General features: G+C 68.4%; 19 protein-coding genes and 1 tRNA gene. 9 read left to right on the plus strand and 11 right to left on the minus strand.

Features of this window, described 5'->3' with window-relative positions; genetic code table 11:
• Window positions 1-32: 32 nt before the first annotated feature.
• The 3 genes from ABD998_RS17450 to ABD998_RS17460 all read right to left on the minus strand — a co-directional run bounded on the left by ABD998_RS17450 (window position 33) and on the right by ABD998_RS17460 (window position 2,934).
• A complete protein-coding gene (locus tag ABD998_RS17450; protein ID WP_425563007.1) occupies window positions 33-1,718 on the minus strand; it encodes an ABC1 kinase family protein in 1,686 nt (561 codons plus the stop codon).
• On the minus strand, window positions 1,715-2,269 hold the full coding sequence (locus ABD998_RS17455; protein ID WP_345442231.1) for a PadR family transcriptional regulator: 555 nt from the start codon (window positions 2,267-2,269) through the stop codon (window positions 1,715-1,717). The genes ABD998_RS17450 and ABD998_RS17455 overlap by 4 nt, the downstream gene beginning before the upstream one ends.
• A 65-nt stretch (window positions 2,270-2,334) precedes the next feature.
• Complete coding sequence (locus ABD998_RS17460; protein ID WP_345442234.1) at window positions 2,335-2,934, minus strand: NADPH-dependent FMN reductase; 600 nt, start codon at window positions 2,932-2,934, stop codon at window positions 2,335-2,337.
• A 107-nt stretch (window positions 2,935-3,041) separates the two neighbouring features.
• Here ABD998_RS17460 and ABD998_RS17465 point away from each other — a divergent pair, with 107 nt between their 5' ends.
• Complete coding sequence (locus ABD998_RS17465) at window positions 3,042-3,194, plus strand: hypothetical protein (RefSeq protein ID WP_345442237.1); 153 nt, start codon at window positions 3,042-3,044, stop codon at window positions 3,192-3,194.
• A gap of 7 nt (window positions 3,195-3,201) precedes the next feature.
• Here ABD998_RS17465 and ABD998_RS17470 read toward each other — a convergent pair whose 3' ends face one another.
• On the minus strand, window positions 3,202-3,528 hold the full coding sequence (locus ABD998_RS17470) for a cupin domain-containing protein (RefSeq protein ID WP_345442240.1): 327 nt from the start codon (window positions 3,526-3,528) through the stop codon (window positions 3,202-3,204).
• Between the two features lie 74 nt (window positions 3,529-3,602).
• Between ABD998_RS17470 and ABD998_RS17475 the strand changes: the two genes are divergently transcribed.
• Complete coding sequence (locus ABD998_RS17475) at window positions 3,603-4,367, plus strand: histidine phosphatase family protein (protein ID WP_345442243.1); 765 nt, start codon at window positions 3,603-3,605, stop codon at window positions 4,365-4,367.
• A 4-nt stretch (window positions 4,368-4,371) separates the two neighbouring features.
• Window positions 4,372-5,226, plus strand: a complete 855-nt coding sequence (locus ABD998_RS17480) for an ADP-dependent NAD(P)H-hydrate dehydratase (RefSeq protein WP_345442246.1) — start codon at window positions 4,372-4,374, stop codon at window positions 5,224-5,226.
• On the opposite strand, the gene ABD998_RS17485 is transcribed toward ABD998_RS17480, so the two are convergent.
• Window positions 5,215-5,916 (minus strand): lysophospholipid acyltransferase family protein, encoded by a 702-nt coding sequence (locus ABD998_RS17485; RefSeq protein WP_345442249.1) that lies wholly within the window; start codon window positions 5,914-5,916, stop codon window positions 5,215-5,217. The two genes, ABD998_RS17480 and ABD998_RS17485, sit on opposite strands and share 12 nt — an antisense overlap.
• Window positions 5,917-5,962: 46 nt before the next feature.
• Window positions 5,963-6,406, minus strand: a complete 444-nt coding sequence (locus tag ABD998_RS17490; protein ID WP_345442252.1) for a DUF6389 family protein — start codon at window positions 6,404-6,406, stop codon at window positions 5,963-5,965.
• A gap of 852 nt (window positions 6,407-7,258) precedes the next feature.
• Here ABD998_RS17490 and ABD998_RS17495 point away from each other — a divergent pair.
• A complete protein-coding gene (locus ABD998_RS17495; RefSeq protein WP_345442255.1) occupies window positions 7,259-8,440 on the plus strand; it encodes a TIR domain-containing protein in 1,182 nt (393 codons plus the stop codon).
• Between the two features lie 2 nt (window positions 8,441-8,442).
• Window positions 8,443-9,297 carry an AbiJ-NTD4 domain-containing protein gene (locus ABD998_RS17500; protein WP_345442258.1) on the plus strand — a complete coding sequence of 285 codons (855 nt, stop codon included), beginning with the start codon at window positions 8,443-8,445 and terminating at the stop codon, window positions 9,295-9,297.
• A 154-nt stretch (window positions 9,298-9,451) separates the two neighbouring features.
• Here the strand turns inward: ABD998_RS17500 and ABD998_RS17505 are convergent, their stop codons facing one another.
• Window positions 9,452-9,784, minus strand: a complete 333-nt coding sequence (locus ABD998_RS17505; protein ID WP_345442260.1) for a hypothetical protein — start codon at window positions 9,782-9,784, stop codon at window positions 9,452-9,454.
• A gap of 287 nt (window positions 9,785-10,071) precedes the next feature.
• A complete protein-coding gene (locus tag ABD998_RS17510) occupies window positions 10,072-11,898 on the minus strand; it encodes an ATP-dependent nuclease (RefSeq protein WP_345442262.1) in 1,827 nt (608 codons plus the stop codon).
• A 438-nt stretch (window positions 11,899-12,336) separates the two neighbouring features.
• On the opposite strand from ABD998_RS17510, the gene ABD998_RS17825 reads away from it, so the two are divergent.
• Entirely contained in the window at window positions 12,337-12,795 is a 459-nt protein-coding gene (locus tag ABD998_RS17825; RefSeq protein ID WP_425563004.1) for a recombinase family protein, read from the plus strand.
• Entirely contained in the window at window positions 12,744-13,049 is a 306-nt protein-coding gene (locus tag ABD998_RS17515; RefSeq protein WP_345442265.1) for a hypothetical protein, read from the plus strand. Before ABD998_RS17825 ends, ABD998_RS17515 begins: the two co-directional genes overlap by 52 nt.
• Window positions 13,050-13,633: 584 nt before the next feature.
• Here ABD998_RS17515 and ABD998_RS17520 read toward each other — a convergent pair.
• Both ABD998_RS17520 and ABD998_RS17525 read right to left on the minus strand, forming a co-directional pair.
• Window positions 13,634-14,886 (minus strand): IS3 family transposase gene (locus ABD998_RS17520; RefSeq protein ID WP_345442268.1). Its coding sequence is split into 2 segments (ribosomal slippage): window positions 13,634-14,604 and window positions 14,604-14,886, totalling 1,254 coding nucleotides; the frame shifts between segments, so codons are not numbered across the junction.
• 187 nt (window positions 14,887-15,073) lie between these two features.
• Window positions 15,074-15,150, minus strand: a tRNA-Pro gene (locus ABD998_RS17525).
• Between the two features lie 105 nt (window positions 15,151-15,255).
• On the opposite strand from ABD998_RS17525, the gene ABD998_RS17530 reads away from it, so the two are divergent.
• Both ABD998_RS17530 and ABD998_RS17535 read left to right on the plus strand, forming a co-directional pair.
• Complete coding sequence (locus tag ABD998_RS17530) at window positions 15,256-15,834, plus strand: GNAT family N-acetyltransferase (protein WP_345442271.1); 579 nt, start codon at window positions 15,256-15,258, stop codon at window positions 15,832-15,834.
• A 22-nt stretch (window positions 15,835-15,856) separates the two neighbouring features.
• Window positions 15,857-16,234, plus strand: coding sequence for an RNA-binding S4 domain-containing protein (locus tag ABD998_RS17535; RefSeq protein WP_345442274.1), 378 nt, complete (start codon window positions 15,857-15,859; stop codon window positions 16,232-16,234).
• Between the two features lie 15 nt (window positions 16,235-16,249).
• On the opposite strand, the gene ABD998_RS17540 is transcribed toward ABD998_RS17535, so the two are convergent.
• A complete protein-coding gene (locus tag ABD998_RS17540; protein WP_345442277.1) occupies window positions 16,250-17,149 on the minus strand; it encodes an NUDIX hydrolase in 900 nt (299 codons plus the stop codon).
• Between the last annotated feature and the right edge of the window lie 278 nt (window positions 17,150-17,427).

Consider the following 17,427-nt stretch of genomic DNA (forward strand, 5'->3'; position numbering starts at 1 on the left):
CTAGGAAGCGGGGGCGCGGGTGCGGCCATCCGTCATCGGCGCGCGAACAGCGCGTGCAGCAGCGGAAGCGCCGACGCCCACATGAGCACGGCGCCGAAGCCGACCTCGGCGGTCTGCAGCACGGCTCCCCCGATGAGGAGCCCCGCGAACAGCACGCCGGAGACGGCGCGGCGCACGAGGTTCTCGAGCCGCGCGAGCTGGCGGTCGAGCTTCGGCGTCGCGACCTGCACGGCGCCGTCCTCGAACCGCGAGATGAGCCCGTCGACGCGCTTCGGCAGCCGCCACGCGACGGCGGCGACCTCGCCCGCCTCCGTCATGACGTCGCGGACGACATTTCCGCTCTCCTCGCGGAGGAGGCGGGCGGCGTAGGGCTCGACCGAGTCCCACAGGTTGAAGGCGGGGTCGAGGGCGCTGCACACGCCGGAGGTGAGCGACATGGCGCGGATGACGAGGAGGAAGTTCTCGGGGAGCTGGAACGGCAGCGAGCGCACGACGTCGCCGAACTCGTCGGCGAAGGCGCGGAACTCGCGCGGGTCGACCTCGCGCAGCTCGGCGAAGCCCATCCCGCCGAAGCGCGCGAAGAGCTGCGCGAGCGCGCGCTCGAGCTCGGCGGTGTCGGCCGACGGGAGCAGCATGCCGATGTCGCGGACCGCGGCGAGGAGGCCGTGCCCGTCGCGCCCGGCGGCGGCGATGAGCAGCTTCCGGAGGCCCGCGCGCGTGGAGTCGGGGACGGCGCCCATCATCCCGAAGTCGATGAACGTCAGCACGAAGCCGCCGTCGGGGCGGGGCGTCACGAAGACGTTGCCGGGATGGGGGTCGGCGTGGAAGGAGCCGTGCGCGAAGAGCTGGTCGAACATGACGGCGGCGAACACGGGAGCGACGTCGGCGGGGTCGATCCCCGCCGCGCGCAGGGCCTCTTGGTCGGTGATCTTAATGGCCGTGACGTCTTCGAGGGTGAGCACGCGGCGGGTCGTGCGCTCCCAGACGACGGATGGCACGGCGACGCGCGCGTCGCCCGCGAAGTCGTCCGCGAAGCGCACGGACGAGGCCGCCTCGTGCAGGTAGTCGATCTCCTCGCGGCTCGTCGCGGCGAACTCCTCCACGAGCGCCGGCATGTCGACGCGGTTCGAGACCACGCGCACACGGCTGAGCCACCGGCCGACCTTGCGGAGCGCCGCGAGGTCGACGTCGACGACGGCGTCGATGCCGGGGCGCTGCACCTTCACCACGACGTCCGTCAGCCCGGTGTCCTCCGCGTCGGCCGCGGACAGGCGCGCGCGGTGCGCCTGGCCGAGGGAGGCGGCGGCGATGGGCGTCTCGTCGAACCAGGCGAAGACGCGCTCGAGCGGCGCACCCAGCTCGGCCTCGGCGGCGGCTCGGAGCGCGTCGAAGGGCACGGGCGGCACCTCGTCCTGCAGGCCCTCGAGCTCGGCCGTGATCTCGGGCGGCAGCACGTCGAGGCGCGACGACATGAACTGCCCGACCTTGATCATGAGCCCGCCGAGCTCGACGGCGAGGCCGTGGAAGCGCCGCGCGAAGCGCGTCATCCGGCGTTCGCGGGTGCGATCGGCGACCGCCTGCAGACCGATCTGGGGGAGGACGACCTCGTACCACCAGGCGACGACGAGGTGCCTGCTCGCGAAGCGCAGGATGCGCCGGTAGCGCGCCCGCGTCTCGGGAGTCGCGGCCCCGTCGGCGCCCGCCGCCACCGCGCTCAGCCCTGCGCCAGGATGGCGTAGATGCGGCGGCGGGCGTCGTCGAGGATGTCGACGGCCTGCTGCACCTGCTCCGGCGTGCCCGTGCGGCCGATCTGCGCGGCGGCCTGGGCGAGGTCGACGCCCGCCTTGGGCAGGGCGCCGAACGAGGGGCCGTCCGACGCGGTGGACGAGCCAGAGCCGGCGCCCGTGCTCCACGGGACCTCGGCCTCGGCGGCGACGGCGCGGCCGGCTTCCGTCATGACGTAGGTCTTGCGGCCGTTCGACTCCTCGGCCGTGACGAGGCCCTCGTCGGCGAGCAGCTGCAGCGTCGGGTAGACGGAGCCCGCGCTCGGCTTCCAGCTGCCGCCGCTGCGCTCCTCGATCTCGCGGATGATCTGGTAGCCGTGCATGGGCTGCTCGGCGAGGAGCACGAGCACGGCCGCGCGCACGTCGCCGCGAGCCATCCGCGGGGAGGCGGCGCGCTTGTCGAACGACGAGCGCAGCTGCTCCATCATCTGCCAGACGCCGTCGACGGGGTTGGCGCCGCCGAACGGGAACGAGTTGGTGCTCATGATGACCTCCATCGGGTTCGAACGATACTCAACGATATGTCGTGATCGCTCGGAACGACAGGGGGTCAGTGCATGACATCCAGATCGGCGTCGCCCTCGTGGCCCGGCAGCGTCGCCGACAGCACGCGTTCGACGAACGCCGCGTACTCCTCCATGTAGTGGCGCAGGAACGTCTCCGTGTGCGGATCCGTCACCGAGCCGTCGTCGGCGTACGCGTCGGCGTGGAAGGTGACGTAGGCCTCGGGGGCGTTGAGCTGCGGGGCGTCGAGGAAGCTCAGCACGCTGCGCATCGACGCCTGCATGACGGCCGTGCCGATGGCGCCGGGCGAGGCGCCGATGATGCCGGTCGGCTTGCGGGCGAACGAGTTCTGGCCCCACGGACGCGAGCCCCAGTCGATGGCGTTCTTGAGCGGCGCGGGGATGGACCGGTTGTACTCGGGCGAGACGAAGAGCAGCCCGTCGGATGCCTCGATCGCCTTCTTGAACGTCGGCACGGCGTCGACGGGGCTGAGCTCGTCGTCGCGGTTGTACAGCGGCAGGTCGCGGATGGGGATCTCCTCGAGCTGCAGGCTCGGCGGGGCGAGGTGGACGAGGGCCTTCGCGAGCACGCGGTTGATCGAGTCGCCCGAGAGACTGCCGACGAGGTATCCGATGCGGTACGTCATGGCTCCGGTCTACTCCGCCACGCGGCGGATGTCACGGGGTGGTGTCGGCTGCCCGCTGGCCGCCGTCGGCCGGTCTACGCTGGAACCCCGCATGCGAAGGAGCTGTCATGAGCCGACCGGATGAGCATCACGTGCCGCTGCCCGACGAGCCGACGGTTCCCGAGCTCGAAGAGGACGAGAACGTCGCTCCCCGCCCCGAGGAGGAGATCGCCGACGTTCTGCGCGCCGAGCCCGATACCGAGGATCACGCGCGGCACTGACCGGCTCTCACTCGAGCCACTCGGTGATGAAGCGGTCGCTCGCGTGGATGTGGATCGCCTCGTAGGTCTCCGATCCCACGACGGCGAATCGGTGGGCGACGAGGGCCGGCACGACGAGGATCTGCCCTCCGCACGCGACGATCTGCTCGTCGCTCACCGTGAAGCGCGCCGCACCCGAGCGGATGACGAACGTCTCGCTGTACGGATGCCGGTGGAGCCGCGGCCCCGCGCCTTCGCGCTCGATCCGCTCGAGGAAGAACGAGACCTCGGAGCCGTGCGCGGCGCCGACGAAGTCTTCGCCCAGCGACGACTGCTCGATGACGGGGATGGCCATGCGTCCACTCTGCTCGCCGGCGGACGGCGCGCAACCCCCTCCCGCCGCGACGTCGTCGTCGCTAGCCTCGTGCGATGCGCGTGCAACGGCTCATCCTCATCCGTCATGGCGAGAGCGTCGGCAACGAGGCGGCGAGCGCCGCGGAGGCCGCGGGCGACGAGGTGATCGACCTCCCGTTCCGCGATGTCGACACCCCGCTGTCGCCGCTCGGCGAGAGGCAGGCCGAGGCGGTGGCGGCGGTGCTGCGGGAGGTGGGCGACGCGGAGGTGTGGTCGTCGCCGTATGTGCGTGCCCACCGCACGGGCCTGCTGGCGGGGGCGCGGCCATCCGTCGACGAGCGGCTGCGGGATCGCGAGCTCGGCGTGCTCGACCATCTCACGTCGCACGGCGTGCGCGAGCGGTTCCCGTCGGAGGACGAGCGGCGCGCGCATCTCGGCAAGTTCTACTACCGTCCGCCCGGCGGCGAGTCGTGGGCCGACGTCGCGCTGCGGCTGCGGTCGTTCCTGCGCGACGCGCTGGATGCCCCGCGCGAGACGGTGGTCGTGTTCGCGCATGAGGCGCTCGTGCATCTGACGCGGTACGTCGTCGAGGGGTGGGACGAGCGGCGGGCGCTCGCGGCCGCAATCGCCGAGCCGGTCGCGAACGCCTCGGTCACGGTGCTCGAGCGGTCGGATGGCGCATGGCGCGCCGAGCGCGTCGGCGACGTCGCGCATCTCGTCGCGGCGGGCATCGCGCCGACGCTGCACGCGGGGCGCCGCGATGCGGCGGCCGAGGGCGGCGACATCGATCCGGGCGAGCCCGACGACGCCGAGGAGGAGAGCCGTGTCACGGCGGAGTGAGCGGGTGACTCAGCGCACGCTGCGGCGATGGGGGCTGCCCGATCCGGGGTCGTCGAAGTACGACCGCGGCACCGTGCTCGTCGTCGGCGGAGCGCTGCGGAGCCCCGGTGCGGCGATGCTCGCGGGCACGGCGGCACTGAGGGTGGGTGCGGGGCGGATCACGCTCGCGGTCGCGCGATCGGTCGCGGCGGCGGTCGGCGCGGCGGTTCCGGAGGCCGGGATCGTGCCGCTCGCGGACGAAGACGGATCGGTGCGCGGCGACGTGTCGCTCGCGGCCGACCTCGACGACGTGCAGTGCGTGCTGGTCGGGTCGGGGCTCGACGACGTCGACGCGGCGGGCGGGCTGCTCGCGGGGCTCATCGCGGATGCGCCGCCGTCGGTCGCGTTCGTCGTGGATGCGTTCGCGCTCGCGGCGCTGGCGAGGCGGCCGTCGCTCGCGGATGCGCTGCGCGGGCGGCTCGTGCTCACGCCGAGCCCGACCGAGGTCGGGGTGCTGCTCGGCGCGGAGGTTCCGTCGGAGGGCCGGGCGTTCGCGCGGGCCGCGCGTGCCGTGGCGGAGCGGTACGGCGCGGCGGTCGCGACGCAGTCGCTCGTGACGGATGCCGATGGCTCGGCGTGGCGCATCCGCGCGGGCGGGCCGGGGCTCGGGACGTCGGGTTCGGGCGATGTGCTCGCGGGGGCCGTGGCGGGGTTCGCCGCGCGGGGCCTCTCCCCCGCGCGGGCGGCGGTGTGGGGCACGTACGTGCATGCGGCCGCGGGCGACGAGCTCGCCGGGCGGCGGGATGGCGTCGGCTACCTCGCCGGGGAGCTGGCGGGGCGGTTCCCAGGGGTGATCGGGCGGATGACGTCAGTCTCGTGAGGAGGCGTTGACGCTGCCGGAGCGCTCCTGGCCGCTGAGGCGGGCGATGGCGGCCATCATGCGCTCGGTGATCTCGCGGCGGGCCTTGCCGTCGGGGATGCCGTCGAGGTCGGTGAGGTCGAGCGGCTCGCCGAAGCGCACCTCGAGGCGCGGGCGCCCGGGGAGCAGGTGGCTGAAGGGCGTGACGCTGCCGGTGCCGATGAGGCCGACCGGAACGACGGCGGCGCCGGTGTCGCGGGCCATCCAGGCGGCGCCGCCGTGGCCGTCGTGCAGCTTGCCGTCCCGCGAGCGGGTGCCCTCGGGGAAGACGGCGAAGACGCTCCCGGCGCGGAGGATGCTGCTGCCCGCGTCGAGCGCGGCGCGGGCGTCACGGCCCGTCGCGCGGTAGACGGGCACGCCGCCGATCGAGGTGAAGAACCAGCGCTTCGCGCGGCCGAGCAGGCCCGAGCCGGTGAAGTACGCCGACTTGATGAGGAACTGCACCGGGCGGATGGCCGCGGTCGGGATGATGACAGTGTCGAGCGACGCGAGATGGTTGCTCGCGAGCAGCACGGGGCCGCTGGCCGGCACGTTGTCGCGGCCGACGATGCGGGGGCGGTAGAGCAGCCAGAACAGCGGGCGCAGGATGACGCGGCCGACGAAGTAGACGGCGCCGGGGCGGGGAACGGGGGCGGGCGCGGCGTCTGGCACGTGGATACCTTAGCCGGGAGTGTGTGCTTCTCCGGCGGCGAGGCTGTCAGGCGGTGACGGGTCCGACGGCGATGCCGTCGACGATGCCGTCGTGCGGTGCGACCTCCCAGTGCACTGCGGGTGTTCCTGCGGGGATGAGCGGGCCGACCCATGCGGCGACGGCGGCGACGATCGCCTCCGTCAGCCGCTGCCGCGACCATCCGGCCGGTCGCGGCGGAACCGGAGGCTCCCAGCCCTCCTCGCCCCAGATCACGCTGAAGAGCTCTCGCTCGTCGCCGAGTTCGCGGTCGAGCGCGACGGCGTGATCGCCTTCGAACCGAACCCAGACGCTGAACGGGCCTTCGACGTCCTGGTCAACGAATACCTCGATGAGGACGTCGGCGCCAGCGTTGACTGTTGCGCGATGGATCGCGGCGACGCACGCGGAGGATGCTGTGGTTGCGCCGTCGAGGACTGTGAGGACGGCGCTCTGGTACTCGGTGTGATCCATGGCGCTCACTCTGTTGAGGCGACGGGCTGGGATTTTGAACCTGCGACCCCTTGGAGGATCCGGTCGATTTCCGGTCTCCGACGATCGTCTCGGGAACTCGCGGATCCCCTTGTGTTTACGGGGAACCGGGCGATTCGCTTGGTAGGAGTGTAGCCGGTCGGTGGTGGTTCTTGGCGGCTGATTCAGGTGGGTTTCTGATGGGCCGGGCTTCGGACTCACCTCAAAAACAGCTGACGATCTCGCGCGGGATCCGGATGGAGTGGCGTGGCCCTGCTCGGTGGCCAGCACCCACCATGTCAAGCTGCGGGGAGCCGTTCGGACTCTGGAGGTTGACGGACAGCTCAGCGCGTTCGGAAGCCTCGACCCCCGCTAGGCGTCGGTGGTCGTGCGCATAGGGAGCCACTATCGCGCGAAGCATCGAAGGGTGGATACGAGCACTAGGCGGCACGCACGACTCGTCCTGTCCGCGAAACAGCCCAAGGCTCACGACGCGATCCCACGCACGCTCAGCCCCCGTCTTGCGAGCGGTCTGTCGGCGGCCAGAAGCAAACATTCGGTGGCACCTGGGTGGTTCCCGCTTCTGTGTCGAGCACGGCTTGGCCCCTGCTTCTGCGGGAGCCTCGCTGTGTCCACCCTCGATGCTCCTCCACGCCCGCGAGTGGGGAAACAGCTATGAAAGCGATTGACAAACGCCATCACACTGACCGTCAAGCGCACCCGCGTATTTACGAGGCTAGTCAGGCCGGTCAGAAAGATTACTCACTCTTCCGGAATGATTCCGGTCAATATTGGCTTACACTTCTCGTGGGCCCACCCCGTGGGTCTGTTTCTCAACACAGAAAGTTCCAGCCAATGACTGAAAAAACACACGCCAAAGCGTCAAAGAGTAGGAAGATCGAGCCGACCGCGGAAGAACCGAAGAAGCGCCGTGCACGCCTGAGCCAGTCGGATGTTCCCGGCCACCCGGTGCGCGAGGCCGTGCGAGTGCCCCAGGCGATCCGCGACGAGTATGGCAAGGAGCCGACGCGCCCCCTCGGCGTGGCGATGGCTCTCAAGATGACCCCGACCGGTGGCACCTTCCGCGCGATCACGGGTGCATCAGTCGCCTACGGCCTCACCGACGGCGCCGCCCAGAGCGAACTCGTGTCCCTCACCGAGCTTGGCAAGCGCGTCGTCGCGCCCACTGTCGAAGGTGATGACGTGCGGGCCCTCGCCGAAGCCGTCCTCCGCCCACGCGTGGTCCGCGAGTTCTTGGAGAAGTACGACGGCAGCCGTGTGCCGTCCCGCACGATCGCGCTCAACGTGCTCGCCGACATGGGCGTTCCCAACGACGCGACCGAGCGCGCCTTCGACATGATCGTGGACAACGCGCGTTTCGTCGGTTTCCTCCGCGCGGACCATAAGGGTGACGACTACGTGGACCTGTCCCAGACCCCGAAGGTCGTCGCCCCTGACACGCCCCCGGCCGACGACACCCCGGCGTTCCAGGAACCGGAGATCTTCGGTCCGGGCGCAGGCAACTCCGCCGCTCCCGCTGCTGCGGCTCCCTCCGGAGCGGCTGCCCCTGGTGCGGTCGTGCAGCCCGATCTGCGCCGCAACAAGCGCGTGTTCATCAGCCACGGCAAGAACAGCGCAATCGTGGACCAGCTCAAGGAGGTTCTCACCTTTGGCGAGTTCGAGCCGGTCGTGTCGGTTGAGAATGAGTCGGTCTCCAAGCCCGTTCCCGACAAGGTGATGGACGACATGAGGTCTTGCGGTGCTGGCATCGTCCACGTCGGCGGCGAGCAGCGGCTCATGACGCCCGAAGGCACCGAGCGCGTGATGCTCAACGAGAACGTGCTTATCGAGATCGGCGCGGCGCTCGCCCTCTACCGTCGCAACTTCATCCTGCTGGTCGAGCGGGGTGTCACCCTGCCGTCCAACCTCCAGGGGCTGTACGAGGTCCGCTACGAGGGCGACAAGCTCGACTACGAGGCGACTATGAAGCTGCTCAAAGCGTTCAACGACTTCAAGCTGTCCACCTACGAGGAGTGACGGTGCCTGGGTTCGCCGAACGCATGGGTCATCGTGCGGCGCGCACGCTGGTTCAGTCGGAATCCCTGGACGAAGAAACCAGGACCGAGCTGTGGAACGTCACGAACACCCTCCGGACCATCCTCCGCGATAAGGAGGCTGAGACCCGGAGCAAGACCCACAAGAACGTCAAGACCGCGGTCTGGATGTGGGAGTTCAAGAAGCCCGCCGACGAAGAGCCTTCCTCGCAGGCCATCTGGCAGATGATCAAGCAGACCATTCTGACCGGTGAGTGGTGGCAGGTTCTCGACCTGATCGAGAACCTCGTGGGTTACGTGACCCGGTACAGGGACGCGCACACCTCCAACGTCACTAAGGCGATCACCGACGCCTTCAACAATAGATTTGAGTACTTCCTGGTCGACTTCCGCTTTATTAGCGGCGAGATCACGCAGGTCGGATCCACGGGCGAGGCCGATGCGGTGGCATCCGCGATCGACGATGCGGCGACCGTCAAGGGCGCGCGTCACAGCCTGGAGCGCGCTGTCGAACTCCTTGCCGACCGCCAGAATCCGGACTACCCCAACTCCATCAAAGAGTCGATCTCTGCCGTCGAAGCCGTGGTCATGAAAATCGCGGGCGAGGGAACGCTCGGCGCGGGACTAAACAAGTTGGAAGCTGCGGGCTTGAAGATCCACCCTGCGCTTAAGGGCGCATGGTCAAAGATGTACGGGTGGACATCGGATGAGGACGGCATCCGCCACGCGGGAATCGAGGCTGCGGATGTCGATCAAGCCCTCGCGAAGTACGCCCTGGTGACGTGCTCGGCGTTCGTTTCCTACCTGATCGAGGAGGGCCAGAAGACCGGCATGCTGTAGTCGCGTGCACCACGGCTAGCGGGACGGTCTTCGGCGGCCTCCCGTGACATCATCGTGGACATGGGCGGCCCGGAGCCACGTGGTACTGAGGTTGCTCACCGCTCTCCGCTGACGGAGCTGTGGCACGAACCGGACCGCTCCCGTGCGACGCACGTTAGTGGATCGGTGCTGGGTTCCGGTCGAACGCCTCAGCCGATAGCTGAGGGATCGACACACCCCACACGCGTCGCGGAGCCGGATCCCGTTCCCAGCGGTGCCAGCTCAGTTCCTGACCAGCGCCGACGAGCATCTCGAGAAACTCGCCGGCGTTCACCACGATCTTTACGTCCAGGACGCGTGCCGGATCGAACTCGTGCCGCTTTGTGTCTGGAATCGCGTTGAAGAAGGCTAGTTCCCAGTCATCGGCGTCGAGGACGACTTTGCCAGCACCGGCGAGCGGGGCGCCGCAGCTCATCAGCGACGGTTCATGTCCCGCCCAGACCAGCATTTCGAGCGGCGTCGTGGTGATCTGAGTCGCATCTCAGTGACTGTACCCGCGAAGCGCTACTCAGGCCAGATTCAGCTCCGCCCTGGAGCAGCGGACGCTGCAGCGAGGACAGCGCGCCGACCGTCGCGTTGTGCGCACTGCCCGTATGAGGATCCATCATGTTCCGCGCACTATGGCTCGAGGTGGAGAAGTGCGACATCTCCGTGATGCACCGCTCCGGTGCGACCGCAATGTCCGCAGGCCAACTGTCAAGGTCGCCGGCTCCTTCAAAACCCTCGTTCGGCGCGTCAGGGGACGAGCGGCGCTTCACGAGTGTTCTGCAAAGATGTGATGCGCTCGCCCGCGACCAGAATTCGCTCGACATGAGATTGCGTCCGTTCATTACATTGCTGGGACGTTCCCAACGCTTCTTGGAGCCAACCCGGCCCTTTCCGCGAGACGACTGCTGGCGCGAGGCGTTCCAGTTCGCCGTGATGGACTGGCACGACGCCAACGTCCTCAAGCATTCCGAGCAATTCCCCCAGATCGACACGAGCTTGGCCGGTGAACGCGTCTACTCCATGCATCTTTACCTCCGTCCACGGAGACTCGCGAGACCGCGCCTGAGCCATCAGTTCACGTCGCACATCGGCATCATAGACTTCGTCCGATCGGCCTGAAAGGGCGGCATTGATTGCTGACAGCACATCGCCGATGCGGACAGGGTCTCGCGGAGCACGTTGCGCCGACGTTGCGCTTAGCCATGTACGGCGCATGTCAGTGCCCCATTCACCGTGGAGGCTCTGCACAAGTCGAGCAATGTCTGCTTCCTCGGCGATGATGTCGAGGTCGGGAGCAGCAACCACCGGTACTTTCGCGCCCTTCAGCGCGCTAGCGATCTTCCACATCCCCGCTTTGCCGCCGCTTGGCACGAACAGGATCTCGTTCGCTGGCATACCGCTAGCGCTTCGGTCTGGGCAGTCCAGCGCTGCCGCCAAGAATGCACAGTCGTTCTCGGCTTCCGTAATAACGACCAGCCGATGGAATAGTCCGTCCAAGACGTTTGAATACTTGAGAACCGGGTCGTTCCAGAGTTCACGGAGCTCTGAAGAATCGAGCTGGAACACCCTGGCGTCATCGGAGTCTCTGCTGGTTCGGACTACGGACACGTCCACACCTGAATCGAGAAGGCCGGTCAGCAGACTCCTGTCGTGCGTAGCGACGAGGATCTGAATTCCACGGCTCACCGCAAGGCGGCCCAACTCTTGGCCGAGCGCATGAGCTTGCGGAGGATGGAGGAAGGCCTCTGGCTCGTCGAGAACGATGATCGGGTAGGTCGCGGTGACGACGGGAAGCACTTGTCCAAAGAATCCGCGCATCCCGTCGCCTTGGCGGTCGAGAGGCGGAAGGGCCGCCATTTCGTCGCGATACGAACGGGGAACGTCGTTCACACGCGGAACCTCTCCCTCGACTTTCCCAACTCGTAAGCGGACAGTCCGGGCAAGCGCGTCCACAGTCAAGGGCTTGCGAAAGACTTGCTCGGATATATGGCTGACGGTCGATGCGACTTCGGCAGAGTCCTGAAGATGGTGTACTGGGTGACTCGGTGCGTCGTCGACGGACTCGCGCATCTCCGCCGATCCGCCGATCGAAAAGCGACCCTCTGCGTTCCCGTAGAAGCAGATGAAGCCGGCCAACTCGCCTACGCCGGGCGACGCCTCGTTGCGAAGCGCAAACTGCTGCGCGAGGACGCCTGGGGTTGCTTCTACGCCATGCCGACGAAAAATCGGACGACCATTTACGAATGAGAACGAGGCGTTATCCCTAAGCCACGCGAACTGATCGGCTATCGTTCCCGTCGTGCTGAGCGCAAGTCGATCCACCGACAGAGTCGGCGTCGTGATTCGGTTGCGGTGTTTCTTCAGCGTCTCCACCACCTCTCGCAGGATGGTCGACTTTCCCGAGTTGTTCGCACCGACGAAAACGGTCACCCCCGCGCGCTGTGGATAGATCACGTCACCACTCTTGAGGACAATGCCATCGATGCTGCAGCTGAATCTGTCCGCGCTCCCTCCGGTCCACTCGTGGTGCGCGGACGCTACCGCATCGTCGAAGGAATCCGTCACGTGAGCCATGGGTTGAGCATGCCATGTGGGTTCGAAGGTCGCCGCGATCGAATCGCCCGCCCCTCAGATAGAGCTGTCGTGCGAGGCCGGCTCGTCGCATGGCCGACGGACAGCTGCGCGGGCAGGTCCCTCAAGCGGCCTGTGCTCGGATAGGGATCCGAGCACAGGCTGCTTGAGGCCGCAGCATGGCCAGCCAAGCTGCGACCGGTGGCGAGGCGTGTTCTGGTCGAGGCGCCGCGCGCCGACGGTCGTCATTCTCGCCAGGTGGCCTGATACGGAACTGCGCGCGCTCACCCCGATAGACGTAAGCGAACACCGCTGTTGGGCTCCGTGAATGTCTTCAGGGGCAACTCGCGGCGGAGACGTGCGAACGTCTGTCGAGAAAGTCCTGGACCGTCTCCTCAGCCCACACGTTGGGTCCATCCTGGTTCGGTCGGCTCTTGACCGATGCGTTATAAGGCCTCACAGTCGTCATCCTTGCTGAAGCGGATCACGCGCTTCAACCATCCCCACACCGCTCCCCTGCCTCTGTGTCGTTCTCGCCGCTATCGGCCGTCTCGTACGTCCGCGTCTCGACTACTCGTCAAGCAGACAAGGGTGGCGAGCGTTGTAGCCGAGTTCGTCGACCGCGGACACTCAGGACGGAGCATCGATCTCCCAGAACTCCAACGAAGGCTCACCTACACCCGAGAGCCCTCCCCCGACGACGTCATCGTTCACAAGCTCGATCGCCTCGCTCGGTCTCGAGCCGACGACATCGCGATCACCCAGGCCGTTCAGCCTACGGGTGCCGTCTCGTATCAAGCACCGCGGGCATCGATACGACTCCGAACCGCACGTTCCTGCACGGGACCATGGCGTCGATCGCGGACTTCTACTCGCGCATCCTCGCACAAGAAGTCATGAAGGGCATGCGGCAGAAGGCCATCCAGGGCGGAACGTCGGGGCGGGCGCCGATCGGCTACCTCAACGTCCGCCGACAGACCGAGGACGTACGCGACTATCGAGCGATTCAACTCGACCGCGAACGGGCGCCGCACATCGCCTGGGCATTCGCCACCTATGCGCCCGGCGAGTGGAGCGTCGCTCAGCTCGACACGGCACTCATAACAGAGGACCTCGGACTCGGGCGACTGCTTCCCGCTCCCCCGCGGCGCTGACAGCTGCGAGCCTTCGTCGTGTGCTGACGAGCCCCTATTGCAAGGGCATCGTCACGCGGAACGGCGCGCAGCATGCAGGAAGCCACAAACCGCTGGTCCCGACGGCGACCTGGGAGACAGCCCAACGTCTCCTCTCCTCGCGCCGTCAAAGCGCGCGCAGCCGCATTCATACGCGCTACCTCAAGAGCACAGTCTGCTGCTTCAACTGTCAACGCCGGCTGCTGGTCCCGACGCTCGGTCGAAGAGCGGGCGCGTCTATGACTACTTCGTCTGCTCCGGACGACAGAACGGTACACCGCGATGCACGGAGCGCGCTATCCGCGCGTCCGAGAGCGCGAGCTCCAAGTGATTCCCGAAGCGATACGCGCGCGGACCGAGGCCACGGGTGCGCCAGTCAGAGACCATGGAGACGGGAACGCCAGATAAGCAGCGAGCTCGCCGACGACGAGCAGCGGCTCCGGACGCCAGGGGTCGCCGGTCGAGCTGTGTTCCGTGTCCATACCGAACAGGTGCGTCGTACTCCTACCCACGAATCGGGAGCGACCTGAGTCGCCCCGGCGTGTCCGGAGAGCGTTTTGCTGGTGTCAGCCGGCTTGTTCGACCGGTTCGATGCGAGCGTAGTCGAGCTGTTCGACTTCGAGCGGCGTGAGGTCGTCGATCGAGCCGTGCGGCCGGTCGCTGTTGAACCACAGCACCCATGACGCGGTGGCTGCTTCGACCTGATCGACGTCCCGCCACGGGCCCTCATGGTGGATGAGTTCGGACTTGTAGAGCCCGATCTGCGATTCGGCGAGGGCGTTGTCGTACGCGTCGCCGACGGACCCGACGGACGGGTCGATGCCCTCGTCGACGAGCCGGTCGGTGAACGCGATCGATGTGTAGACGCTGCCCGCGTCGGTGTGGTGGGTGAGCCCGGACAGCCCGGTGACGCCTTCGCGGCGGCGGGTCCACAGTGCCATCTCGAGGCAGTCGAGCACGAGCGGGGTGGTCATGCTCGTGGCTGCGCGCCAGCCGATGATACGGCGGGAGTGCGCGTCGAACACGAACGCGACGTACACCCAGCCGGACCACGTCCACACGTACGTGAAGTCCGCCACCCAGAGCTGGTTCGTGCGGAACCGGGAGAAGTGCCGGTCGACGAGATCGGCCAGCCTCGTCTCCCGCAGCGCGCCGTCGACGGGCTGCTTGCGCTTCCCGCGCCGCACCCCGGCGATTCCGAGCTCACGCATGAGCCGTTCGACCGTGCACCTCGCGATGTCATGCCCGTCGCGACGTAACCGCAGCCACAGCTTGCAGGCGCCGAGCACCCGCCGATGCTTCCGCCAGGTGTCCAGCACGATCGGCTTCCACTGTTCGTCGGCGATCTCTTGCCGGGTCGGGCGCCGGGCCCGGGCGTCGTAGTAGGTCGATGGGGCGATCTTGCAGCCGTGCTGGGTGAGCACGGCGCAGATCGACTCGACACCCCATCGCAGCCCACCCTCACGGCGGTCCTTGTGGTCGGCGATGAACCCGACTATCGCTTCAGTGGCCGGTCGAGTTCGGCCGCGAAGAAAGCCGAGGCTGCCTTCAGAATCTCGTTCGCCCGACGCAGCTCCGCGTTCTCCCGCTTGAGCCGCTTGATCTCCTCCGCCGCGTCCGTGGTCACGCCGGGCCGGTCGCCCGCGTCGACCTGCTGCCGGCGGATCCACGTCCGGATCGTTTCCGGGGAGCCGATGCCGAGCATCTGCGCGACCGCGGTGATCGCCTGATACTCGCTCGCGTAGTCGGATCGCACCTCGGCGACCATCCGGACAGAGCGCTCACGAAGCTCGCGCGGGTACTTACTGGGACGTCCCATAAGACAGATCCTTCCAAGGAATCCTGTCTCCGGACACGCCGGGGCGACTCAACCGGCAAGGAGGCTCCCCCGCCGGAACGCGGCGGCCGAACAGGCCGCGAGGACGTCAAAGTGACGGGTTTTCGATGACCAGATCACATCCACCTACAGAAAAAGTCCCGGAAACCCTTGAGTTTCCGGGACTTCTTGGTCGGGCTGACAGGATTTGAACCTGCGACCCCTTGACCCCCAGTCAAGTGCGCTACCAAGCTGCGCCACAGCCCGCTGCCGGGCGAACCCGGACAACTCGAACAGTCTAGCCTGTCGCGAACGGTGCCGCGAACCGGGGTGCACCCCGCGAGTGTCGGCGCCGCGGAGTACCGTCGGGGCATGGCCGAGATCACGATGACGCCGGCGACCACGGCGCAGTGGAACGACGTGCAGAGCGCCCTCACGGGCGGCGGAGACGGGCGCAGCTGCCAGTGCATGTGGCCCGTTCTCTCCAACGCCGACTGGCGCACCACCACGGTCGACGAACGCGAACGGATGCTCCGCGACGAGATCGACGCCGGCCCGCCCCCGGGCCTCGTCGCCTACGTCGACGGCGCCCCAGCCGGATGGGTCCGCGTCGGCCCCCGCCCGACGCAACAGCGCCTGGGCCGCTCGCGCATCGTGAAGACCGGCACCGCCGAACCCCTCGACGACGACAGCGTCTGGGCCGTCTCGTGCTTCTCCGTCCGCCGTGAACACCGCCGCCAGGGGCTCGTCGGCGAACTCCTCCAGGGCGCCATCCGCTACGCCCGCGAACGAGGCGCGCGCGTGCTCGAGGCCTACCCCATCGACGTCGCGGCCGGAAAGACCAGCTCGAACGCCCTCTTCGTCGGCTCCCTCTCCACCTTCCAGGAAGCCGGCTTCGACCTCATCGCCCACCCCACCGAGACCCGCGCCGTCGTCTCGCTCACCCTCTGACTCTGCCTACGATGGACGGATCATGAGCGACTCCGTCCGCATCGACGTCTGGCTGTGGGCCGTCCGCGTCTACAAGACCCGCTCCGCCGCCACCACGGCTATCCGCGGCGGACACGTCCGCGTCAACGGCGATCCCATCAAAGCCGCCTACAGCGTCAAGATCGGCGACGAGGTGCGCGTGCGCATCAACGGCTTCGACCGCATCCTCGGCGTCCGGGGCATCCTCCACAAGCGCGTCAGCGCGCCCCTCGCCGCCGAGGCCTTCGAAGACCGCACCCCTCCCCCGCCGCCCCGCGAGTTCGTCGCCCCCATCGTCACCCGCGACCGCGGAGCCGGACGCCCCACGAAGCGCGAACGCCGAGAGATCGACCGCCTGCTCGGCCGCGACGACGCGTACTGACCCGGGCTCCGCGATTCAGTCCAGCCGGTCGAGCAGCCACCGCGTGCCGACGACCGACGCGCCGACCGCCTCGAGCCGGCTGCGCAGCTCGCGATCGCTCGTCACGGCCGTGAGCCGAAGGCCCGCACCGACGCCCGCCTCGGCCCGGCGCACGATCTCGTCGTCGCCCGACCCGTCCGCCGTGTAGACGCTGACGTCGTCGGCATGCTCGATGCCGCGCGCCGCGCCCTCCACGACGAGCGCGAACCGCGGGAACCACCGGCTTCCCTCGAGCCCCAGCGCATCCGCCGGCAGTCCCGCGACGGCGAGCGCCTCGACCCGGTCGCGCAGACGACGTGCGGCCCCGGCACGGTCGCGCCACCAGCCATCCGGCACCGACCCCACGACGTTCGCCGCGTCGACCAGCACGACAGGGCGGATGGCCAGCTGCGCCCGCAGCATCGGCCACGCCTCCGCGAACCCGGGATGCAGCGGCAGCGCATCCACGTCGTCGACCGGCACCCAAGCCAGCTCGAGGCTCTCGGGATCGCTGATGACGGGCTCGAACGGGTCGGCGACATCCGCCACGACCGTCGTATAGCGCCAGATGCCGACGTCGTACACCGACGTGAACCGCGGCACGACCGCGCCGTCGGGGACGCCCGCCTCCTCCTGCGCCTCGCGCACGGCGCCGTGCAGAGGGCTCTCGCCCTGATGCAGCGCGCCGCCGGGCAGCGCCCACGTGCCGCCGAAGTGGCTCCAACCGACACGATGCTGCAGCAGCACGCCGCGCGCCGCGTCGACGGCGAGCAGTCCCGCCGCCCCGAACCGACCCCAGTACCGGGTGCCGTCGTCGGCCACGACCCATGCGTCGCCCGGGTCGCGCGGGCCATCCGGCCGTCGCGGCTCACCGGGGGCAGGGCGCTCGATCGTCACCCCTCCACCCTCGCACACGCGCGTGTCGAGCGGATGACGCGGGGGTCATGCCGCGCAACGGGCGGAGCCGCCGGGCCGCAATTCGGACCGGCGGGGCCGGTGACGCCTGCCGTGGCCGACACGCGCACACCAGCCCCAGCCATCCGAACGGCGGCACGCGGCGCGCCAGCCGCGTCGAGCCGCGATTCGGACCGGCGGTGCAGGTGACGCCTGCCGTGGCCGACACGCGCACAGGAACCCCAGCCATCCGAAAGGCGGCACGCGCACCGAGGCTCAGC

It is taken from the genome of Microbacterium gilvum (assembly GCF_039543865.1).
In the GTDB taxonomy this organism is placed as follows: Bacteria; Actinomycetota; Actinomycetes; order Actinomycetales; family Microbacteriaceae; genus Microbacterium; species Microbacterium gilvum.

Coding starts and splice junctions, on each gene's coding strand:
- ABD998_RS17530 (WP_345442271.1), top strand. CDS start 15,256: ATGGCCGAGATCACGATGACGCCGGCGACCACGGCGCAGTGGAACGAC.
- ABD998_RS17470 (WP_345442240.1), bottom strand. CDS start 3,528: ATGGCCATCCCCGTCATCGAGCAGTCGTCGCTGGGCGAAGACTTCGTC.
- ABD998_RS17510 (WP_345442262.1), bottom strand. CDS start 11,898: ATGGCTCACGTGACGGATTCCTTCGACGATGCGGTAGCGTCCGCGCAC.
- ABD998_RS17505 (WP_345442260.1), bottom strand. CDS start 9,784: ATGCTGGTCTGGGCGGGACATGAACCGTCGCTGATGAGCTGCGGCGCC.
- ABD998_RS17515 (WP_345442265.1), top strand. CDS start 12,744: ATGGCGTCGATCGCGGACTTCTACTCGCGCATCCTCGCACAAGAAGTC.
- ABD998_RS17460 (WP_345442234.1), bottom strand. CDS start 2,934: ATGACGTACCGCATCGGATACCTCGTCGGCAGTCTCTCGGGCGACTCG.
- ABD998_RS17535 (WP_345442274.1), top strand. CDS start 15,857: ATGAGCGACTCCGTCCGCATCGACGTCTGGCTGTGGGCCGTCCGCGTC.
- ABD998_RS17455 (WP_345442231.1), bottom strand. CDS start 2,269: ATGAGCACCAACTCGTTCCCGTTCGGCGGCGCCAACCCCGTCGACGGC.
- ABD998_RS17495 (WP_345442255.1), top strand. CDS start 7,259: ATGACTGAAAAAACACACGCCAAAGCGTCAAAGAGTAGGAAGATCGAG.
- ABD998_RS17490 (WP_345442252.1), bottom strand. CDS start 6,406: ATGGATCACACCGAGTACCAGAGCGCCGTCCTCACAGTCCTCGACGGC.
- ABD998_RS17825 (WP_425563004.1), top strand. CDS start 12,337: ATGCGTTATAAGGCCTCACAGTCGTCATCCTTGCTGAAGCGGATCACG.
- ABD998_RS17465 (WP_345442237.1), top strand. CDS start 3,042: ATGAGCCGACCGGATGAGCATCACGTGCCGCTGCCCGACGAGCCGACG.
- ABD998_RS17475 (WP_345442243.1), top strand. CDS start 3,603: ATGCGCGTGCAACGGCTCATCCTCATCCGTCATGGCGAGAGCGTCGGC.